Origin of the sequence: Amycolatopsis sp. NPDC051371, assembly GCF_040682155.1 — a bacterium.
Taxonomy (GTDB): domain Bacteria; phylum Actinomycetota; class Actinomycetes; order Mycobacteriales; family Pseudonocardiaceae; genus Amycolatopsis.
In genome coordinates, this window is sequence record NZ_JBFBAG010000034.1 from 65,152 (window position 1) to 83,732 (window position 18,581).

At 70.9% G+C, this 18,581-nt stretch carries 17 protein-coding genes and 1 pseudogene; 13 read left to right on the forward strand and 5 right to left on the reverse strand.

Annotation, left to right across the window (positions count from 1 at the left end; genetic code table 11):
• Window positions 1–25 precede the first annotated feature (25 nt).
• Window positions 26–253 carry a DUF2530 domain-containing protein gene (locus AB0M59_RS34965; RefSeq protein WP_364624104.1) on the forward strand — a complete coding sequence of 76 codons (228 nt, stop codon included), beginning with the start codon at window positions 26–28 and terminating at the stop codon, window positions 251–253.
• Here AB0M59_RS34965 and AB0M59_RS34970 read toward each other — a convergent pair.
• Together AB0M59_RS34970 and AB0M59_RS34975 are read right to left on the reverse strand one after the other, a co-directional pair.
• Window positions 250–3,069, reverse strand: a complete 2,820-nt coding sequence (locus AB0M59_RS34970) for a molecular chaperone Hsp90 (protein WP_364623995.1) — start codon at window positions 3,067–3,069, stop codon at window positions 250–252. The genes AB0M59_RS34965 and AB0M59_RS34970 overlap by 4 nt on opposite strands.
• 1,459 nt (window positions 3,070–4,528) lie before the next feature.
• Window positions 4,529–5,284: pseudogene (locus AB0M59_RS34975) on the reverse strand (DUF3027 domain-containing protein); the annotation flags it as partial.
• 50 nt (window positions 5,285–5,334) lie between these two features.
• Here AB0M59_RS34975 and AB0M59_RS34980 point away from each other — a divergent pair.
• From AB0M59_RS34980 to AB0M59_RS34990, 3 genes are read left to right on the forward strand one after another with little or no spacing between them, the layout of a single operon-like run.
• Window positions 5,335–6,102, forward strand: a complete 768-nt coding sequence (locus tag AB0M59_RS34980; RefSeq protein ID WP_364623997.1) for a glutaminyl-peptide cyclotransferase — start codon at window positions 5,335–5,337, stop codon at window positions 6,100–6,102.
• 49 nt (window positions 6,103–6,151) lie between these two features.
• Window positions 6,152–8,050, forward strand: a complete 1,899-nt coding sequence (locus AB0M59_RS34985) for an MFS transporter (protein WP_364623999.1) — start codon at window positions 6,152–6,154, stop codon at window positions 8,048–8,050.
• An 11-nt stretch (window positions 8,051–8,061) separates the two neighbouring features.
• A complete protein-coding gene (locus AB0M59_RS34990; RefSeq protein WP_364624001.1) occupies window positions 8,062–8,538 on the forward strand; it encodes a DUF2771 family protein in 477 nt (158 codons plus the stop codon).
• A 4-nt stretch (window positions 8,539–8,542) separates the two neighbouring features.
• On the opposite strand, the gene AB0M59_RS34995 is transcribed toward AB0M59_RS34990, so the two are convergent.
• Entirely contained in the window at window positions 8,543–8,932 is a 390-nt protein-coding gene (locus tag AB0M59_RS34995; protein WP_364624106.1) for a cold-shock protein, read from the reverse strand.
• Between the two features lie 131 nt (window positions 8,933–9,063).
• Here AB0M59_RS34995 and AB0M59_RS35000 point away from each other — a divergent pair, with 131 nt between their 5' ends.
• Window positions 9,064–9,300, forward strand: coding sequence for a hypothetical protein (locus tag AB0M59_RS35000; RefSeq protein WP_364624003.1), 237 nt, complete (start codon window positions 9,064–9,066; stop codon window positions 9,298–9,300).
• On the opposite strand, the gene AB0M59_RS35005 is transcribed toward AB0M59_RS35000, so the two are convergent.
• Complete coding sequence (locus AB0M59_RS35005) at window positions 9,297–9,917, reverse strand: HAD family hydrolase (protein WP_364624005.1); 621 nt, start codon at window positions 9,915–9,917, stop codon at window positions 9,297–9,299. The two genes, AB0M59_RS35000 and AB0M59_RS35005, sit on opposite strands and share 4 nt — an antisense overlap.
• 145 nt (window positions 9,918–10,062) lie before the next feature.
• Here AB0M59_RS35005 and AB0M59_RS35010 point away from each other — a divergent pair, with 145 nt between their 5' ends.
• Window positions 10,063–10,647 carry a TetR family transcriptional regulator gene (locus AB0M59_RS35010; RefSeq protein ID WP_364624007.1) on the forward strand — a complete coding sequence of 195 codons (585 nt, stop codon included), beginning with the start codon at window positions 10,063–10,065 and terminating at the stop codon, window positions 10,645–10,647.
• Window positions 10,648–10,668: 21 nt separating this feature from the next.
• On the forward strand, window positions 10,669–11,637 hold the full coding sequence (locus tag AB0M59_RS35015) for a R2-like ligand-binding oxidase (protein ID WP_364624009.1): 969 nt from the start codon (window positions 10,669–10,671) through the stop codon (window positions 11,635–11,637).
• A gap of 136 nt (window positions 11,638–11,773) precedes the next feature.
• Here AB0M59_RS35015 and AB0M59_RS35020 read toward each other — a convergent pair whose 3' ends face one another.
• Window positions 11,774–13,432 (reverse strand): AMP-binding protein, encoded by a 1,659-nt coding sequence (locus AB0M59_RS35020; RefSeq protein WP_364624011.1) that lies wholly within the window; start codon window positions 13,430–13,432, stop codon window positions 11,774–11,776.
• Window positions 13,433–13,590: 158 nt separating this feature from the next.
• On the opposite strand from AB0M59_RS35020, the gene AB0M59_RS35025 reads away from it, so the two are divergent.
• Genes AB0M59_RS35025 through AB0M59_RS35050 form a run of 6 tightly spaced genes read left to right on the forward strand, consistent with a single transcriptional unit; the run spans window position 13,591 to window position 18,574 of the window.
• Entirely contained in the window at window positions 13,591–14,496 is a 906-nt protein-coding gene (locus AB0M59_RS35025) for a hypothetical protein (protein WP_364624012.1), read from the forward strand.
• Window positions 14,497–14,543: 47 nt separating this feature from the next.
• Complete coding sequence (locus AB0M59_RS35030; protein ID WP_364624014.1) at window positions 14,544–16,166, forward strand: AAA family ATPase; 1,623 nt, start codon at window positions 14,544–14,546, stop codon at window positions 16,164–16,166.
• Complete coding sequence (locus AB0M59_RS35035; RefSeq protein WP_364624015.1) at window positions 16,163–16,378, forward strand: DUF2997 domain-containing protein; 216 nt, start codon at window positions 16,163–16,165, stop codon at window positions 16,376–16,378. Before AB0M59_RS35030 ends, AB0M59_RS35035 begins: the two co-directional genes overlap by 4 nt.
• The gene (locus tag AB0M59_RS35040; protein WP_364624017.1) at window positions 16,366–16,941 is read left to right on the forward strand and encodes a 4Fe-4S single cluster domain-containing protein; all 576 of its coding nucleotides are present in this window, start codon (window positions 16,366–16,368) and stop codon (window positions 16,939–16,941) included. The genes AB0M59_RS35035 and AB0M59_RS35040 overlap by 13 nt, the downstream gene beginning before the upstream one ends.
• On the forward strand, window positions 16,938–17,381 hold the full coding sequence (locus AB0M59_RS35045) for a hypothetical protein (RefSeq protein WP_364624019.1): 444 nt from the start codon (window positions 16,938–16,940) through the stop codon (window positions 17,379–17,381). The genes AB0M59_RS35040 and AB0M59_RS35045 overlap by 4 nt, the downstream gene beginning before the upstream one ends.
• On the forward strand, window positions 17,378–18,574 hold the full coding sequence (locus AB0M59_RS35050) for a hypothetical protein (protein ID WP_364624021.1): 1,197 nt from the start codon (window positions 17,378–17,380) through the stop codon (window positions 18,572–18,574). Before AB0M59_RS35045 ends, AB0M59_RS35050 begins: the two co-directional genes overlap by 4 nt.
• Window positions 18,575–18,581: the final 7 nt, after the last annotated feature.

The window sequence follows — 18,581 nt, forward strand, 5'->3', positions numbered from 1 at the left end:
CAATCCACCGGAGGTTACGGGCTCGTTGCGGCACACGCCGGAGCTGCCCAAGAAGCTGACCGACCTGACGCCGGTGGTGATCGTAGGCACCTCGATCTGGGCTGTCGCGCTGGTGGTGCTCTTCTTCACGACTTCGGGGCTGTGGGTGCAGACGGCGCTGTCCGGGTTCGTGCTCGGGTTCATCGGCATGGCGATCATCACCTGGCAGCGGGCCGCCGCCCGGCGGGGTTCGAAGTCGGCGCAGCGGCTCTAGCCGAGCAGCGTCCTCGGCGACGGGTCGTCGAGCAGCGCGGTGATGAGGTGCCGGTCGGGCCAGCGCCCCGCCGCCCAGGCGAACGCGCGGGCCAGGCCTTCGGACGTGTCCGCCGCGTGCAGCCGGTCGTCGGACCACCACTGGACGTCGTGTTCGGCGCCCTGGATCGACACGGTTAGCGGATCGTGCACCAGGACGCCACCCTCGGGCAACCGGATGCCGAGCAGGTCGGCGACGAGCTTCAGCGCGGGCAGCTCGGCCCAAGGCGCGTACTCGCCCTCACTGGTCACCGTGGCCTGCTCGGTACTGGCGAGCGGGAGGTCGAGCAGGTCCGCGAGGCGTTCTGGATCCTCGGGCGCGACGACGTACTGGCCAGGTTCGAGCGCCCCGGCCACCCACGGCACGTCGAGAATCAGCGCACCGTCCACAACGGACCCGTCGGCGGCCCGCACCGCTTCCGGCGGCCGCGGTTCGAACCCGGACTCGGCGACGGCGTCGTAGGCGCGGGTGGTCAGTCCCATCGAGACGGTCCGGTCCGGATCCGCGAGACGCTTCAGGACGTCTTCAACCTCGTCCACATTGGACACCCGCAGATCTGTCCGCACCCCAGCGGTTCTCAGGAGCTCTTCGCCCAGACCGAGATCGGGAACCTCGTCGAAGAGTCCGGCCAGGTCGGCACCGGGCATCCGCCATTCGGCCGGCGCCGCGTCGCCGAGGACCGCGTACTGCGCGATCCACCAGGCGGCATGCCCCCGGGGCGCGCGCAAGGCGTGCAACGTTTCCGGGCGCGCGGCGAGCAGGCGCAGCGCGGCGGGCCAGGCGTCGTCGGCGACGAGGTCGAGGTCCCGGATCGCGACGAGCGTCGACGGCGGTTCCGGCAGCGAGTCCCACCAGGCTTCCTCGTCCGGCAGGTCGTGGTCGGGCTCGTGCGGCTCATCGTCGGTGACCACCGCGAACGAGTCGAGGACACCGGCGGCTTTGAGCGTGCCGGCCGGCCAATCTTCGGCGAAGTCCTCGTCCAGGACGTCGAGCGCGCCGTCCTCGTCGAAGACCTCTTCGTCGAAGACGTCCAGCAGCGGCGAGGTCGGCAGGACCAGTTCGTCGGCGCGCCGCCAGGTTTCGGTGGCGGGCAGGGCGAGGGCGCCGACCCACCGCGGGGCGTCGTCCCCGCAGTCGGCGATCAGCCGGAGGACGGCACCCGCGAGCGTCGTACCGTCCAAACCGGACCGGACGTCTTCGACACTGCGCTCGACGGCGTCGCGCAGCTGGTCGGCGTTGAGCAGCTCGCGAGCGTCGGCTTGCTTGGCGCCCAACCGTTCCAGCAACGGGTGCGAAGCGGCGGGGTGCACCAGCCGCAGTCCGGGAATATCCACATCGGACAGGAGGTCGAGCAGTTCGGCCGACCCCTCGACCAGCAGGCAGCCCCGCGCCCCGGGCAGCGTCCGGCCGTCGGAGAGGGGAACGGGCAGCCCGTCCAGCCGCTCACTCGCGAGCGCCTGCGACTCGACGGCCTTGGCGAGCGTCACGTAGACGTCGTGCCACCAGGTCGGTTCCCGGGAGACGCCGGTAAGCGTTTCCAGCACCTCTTCGATGCTGACGACCTGCGCCGCGACGGCTTTCAACACACCGGCGGGTGCAGCGCCTTTGAGCAGCCCGGGGACGAAGTCGGCGATCAGTTCGGGCAGCCCGGGAACGTCGACGTCGAGCACTTTCGCCTGCCGCCCGGCAACCTCGCCACCGTCCTGAGTGGACAGCCATGGCTCGGCACTGAGGTTCGCCAGCACTTCGTCCCGCAGCTTCGCATCCACAGTGGACTTCGGAAAACCGGGGACAGGCACGAGCGCGAACCGTTGTTCCGCCGGCAGCAACCTCACCAGCTGAACGTATTCTTTGGCGGCGTCCTCGAGTGCTTTGCCGAGTTCGGCCCCGGGCAGCGCCCGGCGTCGCGAAGGTTCGACGGGCACGGACGCGAGAAGCCGCGCAGGCAGCGAGAGTCCGTCGTCGGTCGGGGTGGGGGCGTGCAGAACGTCTTCGTCGAGCGGCTTCGGGACCCCATCGGAGTCGACCGGCACCGCCCAGACGACGTCACCACGGTGGGTCAGCCACCGCGTTTCCTTTTGCGGGCCCCGGATCTCGACGATGTCGCCGTCGGTCTTCCGTGTCCAAACGCGACCGTCCACATCGGCTTCGGCCAGCCACGGCAGGGCGAGGAGCAGGTCCCCGATGTCCTTGCCGAGCTGATCGAGCAGAGCCCGTCCGTCGACGTCATCCCTGAGCGGCAGCCGGACTTCGGTGTCGAAGCCGTCCGGCGGGCTCGTATCGACCGGCCAAGGCAGCCGCAGGACGGGAACGTCCCCTTGAATGTTCGCGGCAGCGCGGGTTTCCTCGGCGGAGAAGGCGACGCCACCGGTGGCGGAGACCACGCTGGGAGCGTCGGAAACGGTACGAACGGCGGCGAATCCGACACCGAAGCGGCCCACGGTGTCCCCGGTCTTCCCGGACGCCCTCAGCGAGGCAAGGGAAGCAACCCCGCGCGCGTCGAGCGGGGCGCCGGTGTTGGCGAACCTGAGCTCCCGGTCCACAAGGGACACCCGGATCCGCCCGGGTTCCCCGGCGGCCATGGCGGCATCGGCGGCGTTCTGCGCGAGTTCGACGAAGAGCCGATCCCGATAGGCACCGACGCGCAGGTCCCGCTCGACGTTGGTGTCCTCGAGGAGCCGGGTGGGCGAGTCCTGCCAGGCGCGCAGGGTGGAGTCACGGAGTCGCGCGGTGCCGAAGGGATCGGCGCCGTGCGGCTCAGAGGTTCCGCTGCTCACCGGTGGCTTCGCCAGTGGTGTCGGCCTGCGCTTCGTCGGCCTGGGCGGGCTCACGCTCGGATGCCTCAGCGGCAACCGGCTCGTCGGCCTCGGTGACCACATTGTCGGTGAGAGCGGCCGCAGGCAGCTCGTCGGCCGGCGCCGTGGTCCCGGTGGCGGGAACCGCATCCGTGACCTCAGCTTGGGTGGGCTCCGGAACATCAGCCTCGACAGGAGCTGCCTCGGCCGGAGTCGGCTCGGGCACGGAAGCATCGGCCGGCGCAGGGGCGGCAACCGCATCGGTCACCTCGGCCTGAGTCGGCTCCGCCTCGGCAGGCTCCGGAACATCAGCCACGGCGGGAGTTGCCTCAGCCGCCTGCGGCTCGGCGACCGCAGCAGTCGCCTCGGCCTGCGCCGGCTTTGCATCTTCGCCCTGGTCAGCATCGGCGACCGGAGGCACAGCGTCGGTCACCTCGGCTTGCGTCGGCTCCGCCTCCGCGGGCTCCGTCACGGCGGCTTCGGCCGGCGCAGCGTCCTCGGCCGCCACCTCGCTCCGCTCGGCTTGGGCCTGCTCGGCTTGGGGCTGCTCGGCTTGGGTCTGCTCGGCTTGGGCTTGCTCGGCATCGGCCGCAACCGGCTCGGCCGCCGCCGACTGCGGCTCAGCGACCACTTCGGCCGGTCCGGCAGCCACATCGGCCTCAACCTGCGGCGAGTCGGACTCAACGGCCACTGGCTCGGCAACCTCGGTGGTCGCCGCTCGCTCGGTCTCGGGAACCGTCTGCTCGGAGTCCGCCGCGCCGGCAGCAACATCAGTCGCCTCGGCTTGGACGGGCTCGGCAGTCACATCGGTCTGCGCCGACTCCGCCTCGGCAACCACACCAGGCAGCTCGACCTGGCCCGACTCCGGCTCAACCGACGCACCGGTCTGCACCGGCTCCGCCTCGGCAACCACATCGGCCGATTCGGTCCGGGCCGGCTCCGCCGCAACCCGATCGGCCGTTTCGCCCTCGGTCGCAACCGGTTCGGCAACCACACCGGCCGCCTCAACCTGCACCGGCTCCGCATCGGCCGCAACCGGCTCAGCAACCGCATCCATCGCCTCGCCCGCGACCGGCTCGGCAACCCCACCGGGCGCCTCAACCTGGACCGGCTCGGCCTCGGCCGCAACCGGCTCAGCAGCCGCACCCGTCGCCTCGGCCGCGACCGGCTCGGCAACCACACCGACCACCTCAACCGGCACCGGCTCCGCATCGGCCGCAACTGGCTCAGCAGCCGCATCAGTCGCCTCGGCTGCGACCGGCTCAGCAACCACATCGGCCGCCTCGGTCGCGACCGCCTCGACACCAGCCGCCTCGGCACCTGCCGCCTCGACATCAGCCGCCTCGGCGATGATCTCCGGCTCCACCTCCGCCGGTGATACGTCCGCCTCCGCGATCGCCGTCTCCGGCTCGGCCGCCGCCGTCTCGACAACCTCCGCGGGAACCGGGGTGAAGTCCAGCAGCGAGTCGTCGTACACCAGCTCTGCCACCGGGACCGACGACGTCACCTCGACCTCGACCTCGGAATGCGCGCCGCAGCCGTACTCCACGTCCACCACGTGGCCGTCCGCCGGGGCGATGTCGTTGCCGCACACCCCGAACACGCCGCGCAGCGAACCCGCCAGCGGCACGAAGAACCCGCACGTCCCGCACACGTCCGGCGCGCTGCGCGCCATGTCCGAGCGCGGCCCGAACTCGCCGCCGTGCCAGCGGGACGCCGCCTCCGTCCGGCCGAAGCGGGACAGCACGTGGACGCGGCCCAGACCCGCGTCGCGGGAGACCTCCTCCACCGCCGGGTCGTCCGACTGCAGGTACGCCGGGGCCAGGCGGGGGTCGTTCTCGTCCGTCGGGAAGATGTCGCCGACGCCCAGGTCGCCCGCTCGGACGCGGCGCTCCCACGGGACCCACGCCGGTGCGACCAAGGCCGACGGGCCCGGCACCAGCACGACCTCGCTGACCGTCACCGGCTCGTCGTCGCCCGCCAGGGCGACCGTCACGCACCAGCGCCAGCCGCGATGGCCCGGTACCTGGGCCTCGAACAAGTGACTCGCCGTGACTGCGTCCTCACGCGAAACACCCACGTGGGTGCCGATCTGCTCCTCGGGCGTTTTGTCGAGCACTGCCGCGCGCGCGAACTCCACCGCATCGGCGAGCTTGCGCTGCACGGAACCGTCGTCGAGGGTCAGCAGCAGCGTCATGCGGCCAATTGTGCCGCACGCATCCTCGGCGCCCGTGCCAGGCTGTTCATGTGCGCACGCCGATCATCACCACGCTGCTGGTGGCCGCCGCGCTGGGCGGCTGCGCCGGTGCCCCCGGCCAGGAGACGAGCCCGGAACAGCTGACCGTCCAGGTGGTCTCGACCTTGCCGCACGACCCCGCCGCCTTCACCGAAGGCCTCGAGTTCGCCGGCGACACCCTCTACGAGAGCACCGGCCTCGCCGGGCAGTCGATGCTCACCGCCGGACCGCCCGGCGGACCACCCCAGACCACGGCCACGCTCCCCTCGCCCCTCTTCGGCGAGGGCGTCACCGTCCTCGGGCCGACGCTGTGGCAGCTCACCTGGCAGGACGGCTTCGCGATCGAACGCGACTCGAAAACCCTCGCCGAGCTGCGCCGGGTGCCCTTCCAGGGCGAAGGCTGGGGGCTGTGCCACCAGGCCGACGGGCGGCTCGTCATGAGCAACGGCTCGTCCCGGCTGACCTTCCGCGACCCGAAGACCTTCGCCGTCACCGGCGGCGTCGACGTCGGGCGGGACCAGCTCAACGAGCTCGAGTGCGTGGGCGGCGACGTCTACGCAAACGTTTGGCACACCGACACCATCCTGCGCGTCGACGCCGCGACCGGACACGTCACCGCGATGATCGACGCAGGTCAGCTGCGCGCGCAGCTGAACAGAACCGGCACCGAGGACGTGCTCAACGGCATAGCCGCCGTGCCGGGCACGGACGAGTTCCTCCTCACCGGGAAGCAGTGGCAGGTCACGTTCCGGGTGAGGTTCGTCCCCAAGAACGACTGAAGCACGGATGAGCAGGCGGAACCGACCCCCGGTAAGGCAGGATTGAGACGTGGCACTCTTCGGCTCCCGCTCCGACGGCTCCGGCTCGCAGCAGCGCGGCCGGAAGTCGAAGCGACGCTGGACGCCGGAGCCGGGCGCAGCGCAGGCCAAACCGTGGCGGGAAGCCGTCGCCCCCACCCGGGCGGAGCACACCCGCGCCGAGCACCGGAGCGCGGCGCCGCCGCCTACCCGCGTCGAGCGGCCCGTCCCGCCGCCACCACCGCCGCGTGGCGCTTACTACGGCGACCCCGCGCCGAACGCGAACGAGGCCCCGACCGCCGCCGCGCCGATGGGGCACCGCCCACCGCCGCCGCGTGGCGCCCGGCCCTACGACCCGAACCGCACCGAGCCGGTCCGCCGCGAGCAGCCCGGCTTCTACCAGGGCGAACACCGTCCCGGCAGCGGCGAGTACGAGCACTACGACACCGGCGGCTACGCGGGCGAACCGCGGCCGCCCGAGCCAGAGCCTCTGCCGCCGAGGGAAGAGCCGCACACCCCGGGCGGCACGCCGAAGCTGCCGAAGAAGATCACGGTCACGCGGGTCGCGGCGATGCGCAGCCGGCAGCTGACCGGCCAGGCCGTCGGCGCCTTCCAGCGCGCGACGAAGGCCGACGGCGCCGAGAAGTCGGGCCTCACCTCGCTGACCTACGCCGTGATGCTGAACTACGCCAGCGACGCGGCGATGGCGATCGCGCTGGCCAACACCCTGTTCTTCGCCGCGACCAGCGGGGAGAGCAAGGGCAAGGTCGCGCTCTACCTGCTGATCACGATCGCGCCGTTCGCGCTGGTCGCGCCGGTGATCGGCCCCGCGCTCGACAAGGTGCAGCGGGGCAGGCGGCTGGCGATGTGCGCGTCGTCGGTCGGCCAGGGACTGATGGCCGTCGTGATGGCGCTGCACTTCGACGACTGGCTGCTCTACCCCGCCGCGCTCGGGATGATGGTGCTCTCGAAGTCGTTCACCGTGCTCAAGGCCGCGGTGACGCCCCGGGTGCTGCCGTCGGAGATCACGCTCTCCAAGACCAACGCCCGGCTGACGACGTTCGGCCTGGTTGCCGCGGGCGTGTTCGGCGCGCTGGCGAGCGGCATCAACGCGATCTCCGGCTCGGCGGGCGCGCTCTGGTTCACCGCGCTGATCTGCGTCGCCGCCGCCGTGCAGTCGATGCGCATCCCGGCCTGGGTCGAGGCGACCGAGGGCGAGGTGCCGACGTCGCTCCTGGCCCACCCGACGGAGAAGAAGCGGCGCCAGCCGATGGGGCGCCACATCGTCGTCGCGCTGTGGGGCAACGGCTCGGTGCGCATCCTCACCGGCTTCCTCATGATGTTCGCCGCGTTCGCGGTGAAGGCCCAGACCGAAGGCAGCGGGCAGACGCCGTTCATGCAGCTGCTGCTGCTCGGCGTGATCGGCGCCGCCGCGGGCACCGGCGGGTTCCTCGGCAACGCGCTGGGCTCGCGCCTGCACTTCGGCAACCCGGACCAGGTGATCGTCGGGTGCGTGGCGGGCTGTGTGCTGGCCGCGCTGGTCGCGACGATCCTGCCCGGCCTGGCCACGGCCGCGATCGTCGGCCTGATCGGCGCCACGGCCAGCGCGCTGGCCAAGATCAGCCTCGACGCCGTCATCCAGGAAGACCTGCCCGAGGAGTCGCGCGCGTCGGCGTTCGGCCGCTCGGAGACCGTGCTGCAGCTGGCCTGGTGCATGGGCGGCGCGGTCGGCCTGCTGCTGCCGCCGACGTACTGGATCGGCTTCCTCGTGATCACCGTCCTGCTGGCGATCGGGATGACCCAGACGTACCTGGTGCGCCGCGGCGGCTCGCTCTTGCCGGGCCTCGGCGGCGACCGGCCGCTGCGCCCCGAGCCGACCGGCAGCTTCCCGGCCCAGGGCCTGCCCAGGGACCCGTCGGCCCGCCGGTAGGCTCTGCGCACATGCGACGTTCCCGGGTGGTGGCCCTGCTTGCGGCCGGTGGGTTCGCGGTGGCCGGCTGCTCGGCGCCCGGCCCGGCCGAGGTCACCTTCTACGCCGACGGCCACACCATCAACACCACGCCGGTGCTGACGTGTGACTACTCCCAGCAGCTCGCACAGCCGTGCAGCGCCAAGGGCGACACGCGGACGCTGAAGGTCCGCCCGGGCAAGCCCGTGCAGATCTCGGTGCCCGGCGAGGTCGCGGACGCGCCGTGGCAGATCGTCTACGAGTACGTGACCCCGCAGGGCGAGTACAAGCAGAGCGACCCGATCCCGTTCACGTCACTGGACCGCTACGCCTACACCGTCACCCCGCCGACGCCCGCCGACCGCATCTCGGCGGTCGACGTGCAGCGGTACACGGCCGTGCTGAACTCGAGCACCGGCGAATCGGGCCTGCTGCCCAGCGACGTGTGGGGTCTCCGGCTGGAGGCCTGAGGGTTTAGGGATCGAGGTCCCGAGCCACCCCGCGCAGGATCTCGCCGATCTGCTTGGTGTGCTTGCGGTCCGGGTAGCGGTTGCGCCGCAGGTCCGGCTGCACCTTCAGTTCGAGGAGCTTGATCATGTCCTCGATCAGGCCGTGCAGCTCCTCCGCGGGGCGACGGCGCGCCTCGACGACGGACGGCGGCGCGTCGATCAGCCGGACGGAAAGGGCCTGCGGCCCGCGGCGGCCGTCGGCGACGCCGAACTCGAGCCGCTGCCCGGCCTTGAGCCCCTCGATGCCCTGCGGCAGCGCGGCCTTGCGAATGTAGACGTCGGCGCCACCGTCGTCCTGCGTGACGAAGCCGAACCCCTTCTCCGCGTCGTACCACTTGACCTTGCCGGTCGGCACTTCCCTCACCAGTCCTTCTGCTGTCCGCTCATGACGAACGCGCCCGGGGGCGTACCCAGGGCGCGCTCCTGAAAGGGTATCTCGCCACATGCCCTGGGGAGAAGTCGATACCGGCGGATACCCTCTGCGTCATGAAGACCACGTCGAAGGAGGCCGCGGTGGCTACCCCCGGCAAACCGTTCCTCATGCGCCTCGGCATCGGCTTGTTCGGCATCGGCATGCTCGCCGTGCTCGCTGTGTTCATCATGTTCGCCGCCGGTCTGGAGAACCTGCCGATCTGGCTGTCCGTCGGCGCCGGTGTCGTCACCCCGCTGGGTCTGCTGCTGGGCTTGATCGCGCTGGTCCGCGAGGCGCGCGCCAAGAGTTAAGAGACGGCCGCGAAGGTCCGCTCGAACCAGTCCGGGAACTCCGTCAGCGACTCGAACACCACTTCGGCGCCTTCGCTCAGCAAGAGCGCGCGGTCGCACGGACCGGTCGTGACGCCGACCGCGATCGCGTTGGCGGCCAGCGCGCCGCGGATGTCGCCGGCGTGATCTCCGACATATACGCGCGCGTCGTGCGCCAGGAGCGCCTCCGCCTTCCGCGTCGACCACAGTTCGCCGACGACCTCGTCGACGTCGAGACCGAGCGCGTCCACGTGCAGCTGCGCGTTGGGCCCGTACTTGCCGGTGACGACCAGGGTGCGCCCACCGGCGTTCCGGACTGCCCGCAGCGACTCGACCGCGCCCGGCAGCGCGACCGTGCTCGGCACGACCATGTCCGGGTACAGCGCGCGGAACCGGTCGACGAGGCCCGGGATGCGTTCCTCGGGCGCTTCGAAGCCGCGCAGGATGTCGTCGAGGGGCGGGCCGAGGTTGGCCGCGAACGCATCGCCGTCCAGCGGCAGGCCGGATTCGACGCCGAGCGCGTTCATCGCCGCGGCCATGCCCGGCCGCGCATCGATCAATGTCATGTCGAGGTCGAATCCCACGGTGATTCCATCCATGCCCCCACCACCACCCTCAACCGAGGCGCTCCGCGCCGCTGATCTGATCCAACCGACACGTTAGCCACCACCACCGACAGATTTACACGTCAACCGATCATGTACAGCGCCTTGACAGCGGAGACTTCTGTGTCAAGGTGAGGGTGTGACCAGCTTCACTGACCGGACGAAGGCGTCCCTCCGGGAAGCCTTGCTCGACGCCGCCGCGGACCTGCTGCCGGAGGGCGGCTACGCCGGGCTGCGGATGGCCGACGTCGCGACCCGGGCCGGGGTGAGCAGGCAGACCGTCTACAACGAGTTCGGCAACAAGGCGGCGCTGACCCAGGCGGTGGCGCTGCGCACCGCGTCGGAGTTCCTCGACGGGATCCGGCAGCGGTTCGAAACGGCGGACGGGCTCCTGGCGGGCATCCACCACGCCGTCGTCTACACGATCGAGCACGCGCGGGAGAACCGCCTGGTCGCGGCGGCGCTCGGCACCGAAGCCGGCGAGGACCTGCTGCCGCTGCTCACGACCCGGGGCGAGCCGATCCTCACCGCGGCCGCCGACCTCGCCGCCGAGCAGTACCGGGAGTTCGAGCCCGGCCTGTCCACGGAGTCCGCGGCCCTGCTCGCGGAGACCGTCGTGCGGCTTTCCCTGTCGCACCTGGTGCTCCCGACGCACTCGGCGACGGAGGCGGCCGACGCCGTCACCGCCGTGCTGGCCCCCGCCATCCGCCAATTCGTCCACTGAATCGTCTATCGGAGTGACACCATGACCGACACGCTCGCCGAACTACGGACCGGCTTCTCTTCCCTGCGCAAGGGCGGCCTGAACTGGGACTCGTTCCCGCTGCGCCTGTTCGCCAAGGGCAACAAGAAGTTCTGGAACCCCGCCGACATCGACTTCAGCCGCGAACGCGAAGGCTGGGACACGCTGAACGACGAGCAGAAGCGCAGCACGACGTACCTGGTCGCGCAGTTCATCGCCGGAGAAGAGGCCGTCACCGAGGACATCCAGCCGTTCATGCGCGCGATGTCGGCGACCGGGCGCTTCGGCGACGAGATGTACCTGACGCAGTTCTGCTTCGAGGAAGCCAAGCACACGGAAGTGTTCCGGCGCTGGATGGACGCCGTCGGGCTGACGCAGGACCTCCACCCGTACGTCGCCGAGAACCCGCACTACCGCAAGCTGTTCTACGAGGAACTACCGCAGTCGCTGCGGGCGCTGGAGGACGATCCCAGCCCGCTCAACCAAATCCGCGCGAGCGTGACGTACAACCACGTGATCGAGGGCAGCCTCGCGCTGACGGGTTACTACTCGTGGCAGCTGATCTGCACGCAGCACGACATCCTGCCGGGCATGCAGGAGCTGGTCCGCCGCATCGGCGACGACGAGCGCCGGCACATGGCGTGGGGGACGTTCACGTGCCGCCGGCACGTCGCCGCGGACGACTCGCTGTGGGACGCGGTCCAGCAGCGGATGGGCGAGCTGCTGCCGCACGCGCTCAGCATGATCCAGTGGGTGCAGGACCAGTTCGAGGAGGTCCCCTTCGACAACGACCCGGAGGAGATCATCCAGTACGCGGCGGACCGGGCCCAGCGCCGCCTGGGCGCGATCGAGTCGGCGCGCGGGATGCCGGTGGAGCAGATCGACCTGGACTACTCGCCCGAACACCTCGAAGACACCTTCGGCGAAGAAGACGCGAAGGCGATCGCGGAGGCGGCTGCGGCGGTTTCTTGAGGACGCTCGCTCGTGAAGGCCGCTCGCAAGCGGCCTTCACGAGCTTTCAGCGCTTACCAGTCCCAGCTGAGGATGATCATCGCTCTCCTCCCTTCGCGAAGTCGCGAAGGGCCAACGCCCGGACGTCCCGCGCGGTTTAGGCGTGCTTCGCCGCCGCCGCCTTTTCCAGCCCCAGCAGGCTGATCGACTTCTCACGCATCTCGACCTTGCGCACCTTGCCGGTCACCGTCATCGGGAACTCCTCGACGACGTGCACGTACCGCGGGATCTTGTAGCGCGCCAGCTTGCCTTCGCAGAACTCGCGCACCTTCTCCGCGGTCAACGGCGAAGCGCCTTCGCGCATCCGGACCCAGGCCATCAGCTCTTCGCCGTACTTCTCGTCCGGGACGCCGATGACCTGCGCGTCCAGGATGTCCGGGTGCGTGTAGAGGAATTCCTCGATCTCCCGCGGGTACAGGTTTTCCCCGCCGCGGATGACCATGTCCTTGATGCGGCCGGTGATGTTGACGTACCCGTCGCCGTCCATGACCGCCAGGTCGCCGGTGTGCATCCAGCGGGCCGCGTCGATCGCCTCCGCCGTCTTGTCCGCCTGCTCCCAGTACCCGAGCATGACCGAGTACCCGCGCGTGCACAGCTCGCCCGGCTCGCCGCGCGGCACCGTCAGCCCGGTCTCCGGGTCGACGACCTTGACCTCCAGGTGCGGCCCGACCCGCCCGACGGTCGACACGCGACGCTCGATCGAGTCGTCCGAGCGGGTCTGCGTCGACACCGGCGACGTTTCGGTCATGCCGTAGCAAATGGACACCTCGCTCATGCCCATCCGGTCGATGACCTGCTTCATCACCTCGACCGGGCACGGCGAGCCCGCCATGATCCCGGTTCGCAGCGACGACAGGTCGAAGCTCGCGAAGTCCGGGTGGTTCAGCTCGGCGATGAACATCGTCGGCACGCCGTAGAGGGACGTGCACTGCTCGGCGGCGACGGCTTCGAGCGTCGCGCGAGGGTCGAACGCCGGCGCCGGGATCACCATGCAGGAGCCGTGGCTGGTGCACGCGAGGTTGCCCATCACCATGCCGAAGCAGTGGTAGAAGGGCACCGGGATGCACACCTTGTCGTGCTCGGTGTAGTTGCAGAGCTCGCCGACGAAGTAGCCGTTGTTGAGGATGTTGTGGTGGCTGAGGGTGGCGCCCTTGGGGAAGCCGGTCGTGCCCGAGGTGTACTGGATGTTGATCGGGTCGTCGGCGGAAAGGGCGGCCTGCTTTTCGGCCAGGGCCGACGGATCGCCCTGCCAGCCGGCGTCCATCAGCGCCTGCCAGCTCTCGCCGCCGAGGATCACGACGTGGTCCAGCGCGGCGCACTTCTCGCGGACCTCGTCGACCATCGCGGGGTAGTCGGACGTCTTGAACGCGTCCGACGCGACGAGCAGGCGGATCCCGGCCTGGTTCAGCACGTACTCCAGCTCGTGCGACCGGTAGGCGGGGTTGATGTTGACGAGGATCGCGCCGATCTTCGCGGTCGCGTACTGGAGGAACGTCCATTCCGCCCGGTTCGGCGACCAGATCCCCACCCGGTCGCCCTTCCCGATGCCCTGCGCGACGAGGCCCAGCGCGAGCGCGTTCACTTCGGCGGCCAGCTCCCGGTAGGTCCACCGCCGGCCGGCGGTCCGGTCGACCAGGGCGTCACGATCCCCGAACGCGGCCACCGTCCGATCGAAGTTGTCACCGATGGTGTCCCCGAGCAGCGGAACCTCGGAGATCCCCGAGGCATAGCTCGGCAGGGCGGGCGCATCAGGCATGGTGCCTCCCGTAGACGTCTTCGTCGGGCGCCCCGAGTCTAGGAAGCGAACCCGCCGGTCGCGACTGCTCGGGGCCGTCGTACGGAAAGTTCTTCGCCGGCGACCCGGACCGGTGGCAGGATGCCGTGAGGGAGAGGACCACTGGGGAGGGGAACCCGATGCGAAGAATCCTGGCTCTGCCCGCGGCGATCCTGCTGCTCGCGCTCACCGTGGCCGCGCCGGCGTCGGCGGCGACGCGGGTGATCGTGCTGCCCGGCGCCACGTCCGCCGAGGGCATCACCGCCGCCGGCGGCGGCACGTACTACACCGGCGACCTCATCGCCGGCACCATCTTCCGCGAGGACCTCAAGCGAGGAACCGCCGAGCGCTTCATCGAGGCGCCGCCCGGTGCGATGGCCGCCGGGGTGGACCTGGACCGGCGCTACGACCTGCTGTTCGTCGCCGGCGGGAACGGCGGCAAGGCCTACGTCTACAACGTCCGCACCAAGGCGAAGGTCGCGGACTTCACCTTCGGCGACCCGCAGACGTCCTACGTCAACGACGTGGTGGTCACCCCGTACGGCGCCTGGTTCACCGACTCCTACCACCCGCAGCTGTTCTTCGTGCCGAACCTGGGTGGCGTGCTCGGAACGCCGCGGACCCTGCGGCTGAGCGGGCCGGGGGCCGGCGGTTCCCCTGGCAACTTCTTCATGAACGACATCATCGCCACACCCGCCGGCGACACCCTGCTCGTGGCCGCCACGACGCCCGGCAAGGTGTACACGATCGACCCGCGCACCGGAGTCAGCAAGGAGATCGCGGGGGTGAACGCGCCGAGCGTGGTCAGTCTGGTGCTCGAAGGGCACCGGCTCTGGGCGGTGCAGCTCGACGACACGATCAGCCGGTGGTGCCTGAACGGCGACCTCGGCCACGGCGATCCCGCCGGCACGATCACCGATCCGCTGTTCGACCAGCCGGTCTCGGCGGCGAAGATCGGCGACCGGCTCGCCGTCGTCAACTCCCACATCTTCAGCGGCTACCCGCCCACCAGCCCGACCTACGAGGTCCTCGTCGTCGACGCGTGACCGGTCGCCGGGGTTGGTAGGGTCCGAACCGACTTCGAGGGGGATCGATGGCCGGCCAGGGGTTTCGCGACGAGCTGACCCAGCTGCTGCAGGCTCGCTACCCGCTGCTGGTCGTCGAGACGCACGAAGAGCAGCGGGTGCTGCGGGAGATCCGCGCGGTGGCCGAAGACGCGCAACGGCTGCGCACGCCGCGTCGTGTGTACGTGTGGTCATCCACCACCGGGCTGGCTCCGGCGGGCGGCCCGCCGATCAGCGAGACGCGCGCCGCATCGGCCGCTCTCGAACGCGTCTACGGCTGGGGCGAGCCCGCCGTCTTCGTCTTCGCCGACCTGCACCCGCAGCTGGTCTCCGAGGGCGGCCACCGACCGGACCCCGAGGTCGTGCGCAGGCTGCGGGAGCTCGCCGCCGCGTTCAAGACGCGGCCGGTGCCGCTCAGCCTGATCCTCGTGTCGCCGTCGCTTCCCGTGCCGCCGGAGCTGGAGCACGACGCCACCGTCGTCGACTTCCCGCTGCCCGACCAGCGCCAGATCGGCGAGCTGCTCGACGGCATGGTCGCCGCGCACCGGCAGAACGTCCGGATCAGCATCGACCGCGACGACCGGGACATGATCGTCGCCGCCGCGCGCGGGCTGACGCTGCCCGAGGCCGAGAACGCGTTCGCCAGGGCGCTCGTCGAAGGCGGCGGGCTCGACCCCAGTGACCTGGAACTGATCCTCGCCGAGAAGCGCCAGGCCGTCCGCCGATCCGGGATGCTCGACATCGTCCCCGCGGAAACGAGCTTCGACGCCGTCGGCGGCCTCGACCGGCTCAAGCGGTGGCTCACCAAGCGCACCGGCACCTGGACGCCCGCCGCGTCGGCGTACAACCTCGCGGCGCCGAAGGGCCTGCTGCTCACCGGCGTCCCCGGCTGCGGCAAGAGCCTGTCCGCGGTGTGCGTCGCGAACATGTGGCGGCTACCGCTGCTGCGCCTGGACCTCGGCCGCGTCTTCGCCGGCCTGGTCGGTTCCAGCGAGAAGAACATCCGCACGGTCATCCGCACCGCGGAGGGCATCGCGCCGTGCGTGCTGTGGGTCGACGAGATCGAGAAGGGCCTCGCCGGCGCGGGCGGCGGTGGCGACGGCGGTACCGCGCGCCGCGTCTTCGGCACGTTCCTGTCGTGGATGCAGGAGAAGTCGGCGCCGGTGTTCGTGATGGCCACCGCGAACCAGGTCGGCTCGCTGCCGCCGGAGTTCCTCCGCAAGGGCCGCTTCGACGAGATCTTCTTCGTCGACCTGCCCTCGGCGGCCGAGCGCGTCGCGATCTGGCGGATCCACCTGCGCCGGCGCGTCACCGACGACTTCGTGGCGAGCGAGCTGCGGATGGACGACGCGCTGTTCACCGAGCTCGCCGACGTCAGCGCGGGCTACAGCGGCGCCGAGATCGAGCAGGCCGTGCTGGCCGGCCTGGTCGACGCGTTCGCCGAGAAGCGGCCGCTGCGCCGCGACGACCTCGTGCGCGCGGTGAAGTCGACCGTGCCGCTGTCGGTCACCCAGGCCGACGAAATCCTGGCCATCCGGAACTGGGCGGAGACCCGGGCCGTCGCAGCGACGGACACCTCCGGCGAAGCGGTCTCCGAGCCGGTGCCGGCGCCGCTGCCGGAGTCCCCGAGGGGAAGGACGATCGACGTATGACGCACCGCGTGACCGTCACGATCGGCAAGGACGGCTCGATCAGCGCCGAAACCCACGGCGTGACCGGGTCCAAGTGCCTCGACTACATCCCGCTGCTGGAGGACCTGCTCGGCGCGGAGACCGTGACGTCGGAGTTCACCGAGGACTACCGGCGCGCGTCGGCTTCCGCGGAGAACACGGCATCGCAACAGCAGTCGCAGTGGAACTCCTGAACCTCCACCGGATCGTCGACGTCACCGCGGCCGAAGGCCCCGGCCTGCGGTGCGCGGTGTGGACGCAGGGCTGTTCGGTGCGCTGCCCCGGCTGCTTCAACCCGCAGACGTGGACGACCCGCGGCGGCACGCTCTTGCCGTGGCAGGAGCTGGTTTCGCGCGTCCTGGCGATTTCCGGGATCGAAGGCGTCACGCTGCTCGGCGGCGAGCCGTTCGACCAGCCTGGGCCGCTGGGTCTCTTCGCCTCCGCGGTCCGTTCCGAGGGCCTTTCGGTGATGACGTTCACCGGGCGCGTCCTGGAGGAGCTGCCGCCGTCGACGCTCCTCGATTCGACGGATCTGCTGGTGGACGGGCCTTTCCTGGCCGACCAGCCGGAGACTTCGCGGCCGTGGGTGGGCTCGGTGAACCAGCGGTTCCACTTCCTGACCGACCGCTACGACGAGTCGATCTTCACCACCCCGAACCGCCTGGAACTGACGATCGCCCGGGACGGCGCGATCGAGCTGAACGGGTTCGCCACCACCGAAGTACTCGAAGCGCTGCTCGAAGGGGATCACCGATGAGTGTCACGCTCAAGCTGCGCAGCGAGGCGCTGGCCCAGCTCAACGCCGCCACGATCGCCGCGCACGCGCAGGCACAGCCCGGGGTCGTCACCGTGCGGACCCGGATGCGCCACCGCGACCTGCTGGCCCGGGCGCTGACCGGGCTGCGGGCGCAGGTCACCGACGACGGCAATTCCGTCGTCGCCGCATGGGAAGGACGGCGGATCACGTTCGTCTACGGCCCCGAGGGCGTCCAGATGGCGCACGTCGACGGCCCCGGCCTGGCCGAGGCCGAAGCCCAGCGGCTGGTGCTGTCGGTCGACGAGGCGTACGCCGCCGAAGTGCAGCGCGCTGTGCTCGCCCGGCTCAAGGAGCGCGCGGCTTCGAACGGCATGCGCGTCGAGTCCGAGCGCGTCAACGCCGACCAGTCGATCAGCGTCACCCTGGCCGCCACGTCGTGACCGAGGTCAGGGTCGGGCTGATCGAGTTCGGGAAGGCGCTCAACGACTCGGTCGCCCTCCCCGGCCTCGGGGAGCTGCCCGGCGGGCAGGTGAGTGCCGGGCGCGCGGTCCGCGGCGCCCGCGCGCGGCTGAAGCGCGCCGACCGGATCCTGGCCGACAACCTGCGCCTCGGGATCATGGTGCGGAAGAAGTTCTTCTCCAGCGACGTCGAGCCGGTGACCGACGCCGGGTTCCTCAAGGACGTCTTCGTCGCGGTGGGGCGGCGCGACCTCGGGAACGGCGACGCGCTGGAGCTGTACACCGACGACACCGTCGGACCTGACTTGACCCGTCAGGACGGTCTGGCGCAGGTCGTCGCGCCGGCCTACGACCAGCTGACCGGGTTCCACGTGCAGGTGCTCGTCCGGGAGGGTGTCCTCCGCTTCGGCGCGTTGACGGCTTTGTCGCGCGGAGGCCAGCCGATGCGCGTGCTCGGGCTGTTCGGGCCCGGGCCGGTGGAGGAACTGCCGGCCGGGCGGCCGGGCACGGTGCTGCTCGGCTTCCAGTGCGACGTGCCGCCGATGGCGGGCGACACGCTGACCGCGTTCCACGAGACGTCGCACGACCACTTGGAGCGGCGTGAAGGCGTCGCGGTCGTGCACGGCCTGAACGACCTGGGCAACGGCTCGGTGGTGGCGGCGGTGGAGATCCCGGAGGGGCGCGGGTCGCAGTTCACCGTGGGCACGCGGGCGCGGGTGCTGCGGCCGGTGGGGACGACGTTCAACGAGCGGAGCACGGTCGTCGCCGCGGACCTGCGGATCCTGTCGCTGGCCCGGGGTGGGGTGGCCGTGCGGACGAACGGCGGGGTGCGGGCGTTCACCGTCGGGCTGGCGTTCCGGGACCTGCGCCAGAACGACGTGATCGAGGCTTACGTCCCGGCGGATGTGGCTCCGCTGGCGCCGCCGCCTCCCCCGGCGCCCACTCCCCTGGTGGACGTCAACGCCGCTTCGGGGCCGGAGCTGGCGCAGCTGCTCTCGCCGGAGCAGGTGGCCAAGGCGCTGGAGCTGCGGCAGCGTCACGGCGGGTTCCCGGACGTGGAGGCGTTCGGCGTCGCGATCGGCTTGCAGCCGCACGAAATCGTCCGCCTGCGCGAACGGGCGACGGCCGGCCGGGTGACGTTGCGCGAGACGGGTGTGCGGCAGCTCGACATCTGAGCGCGGG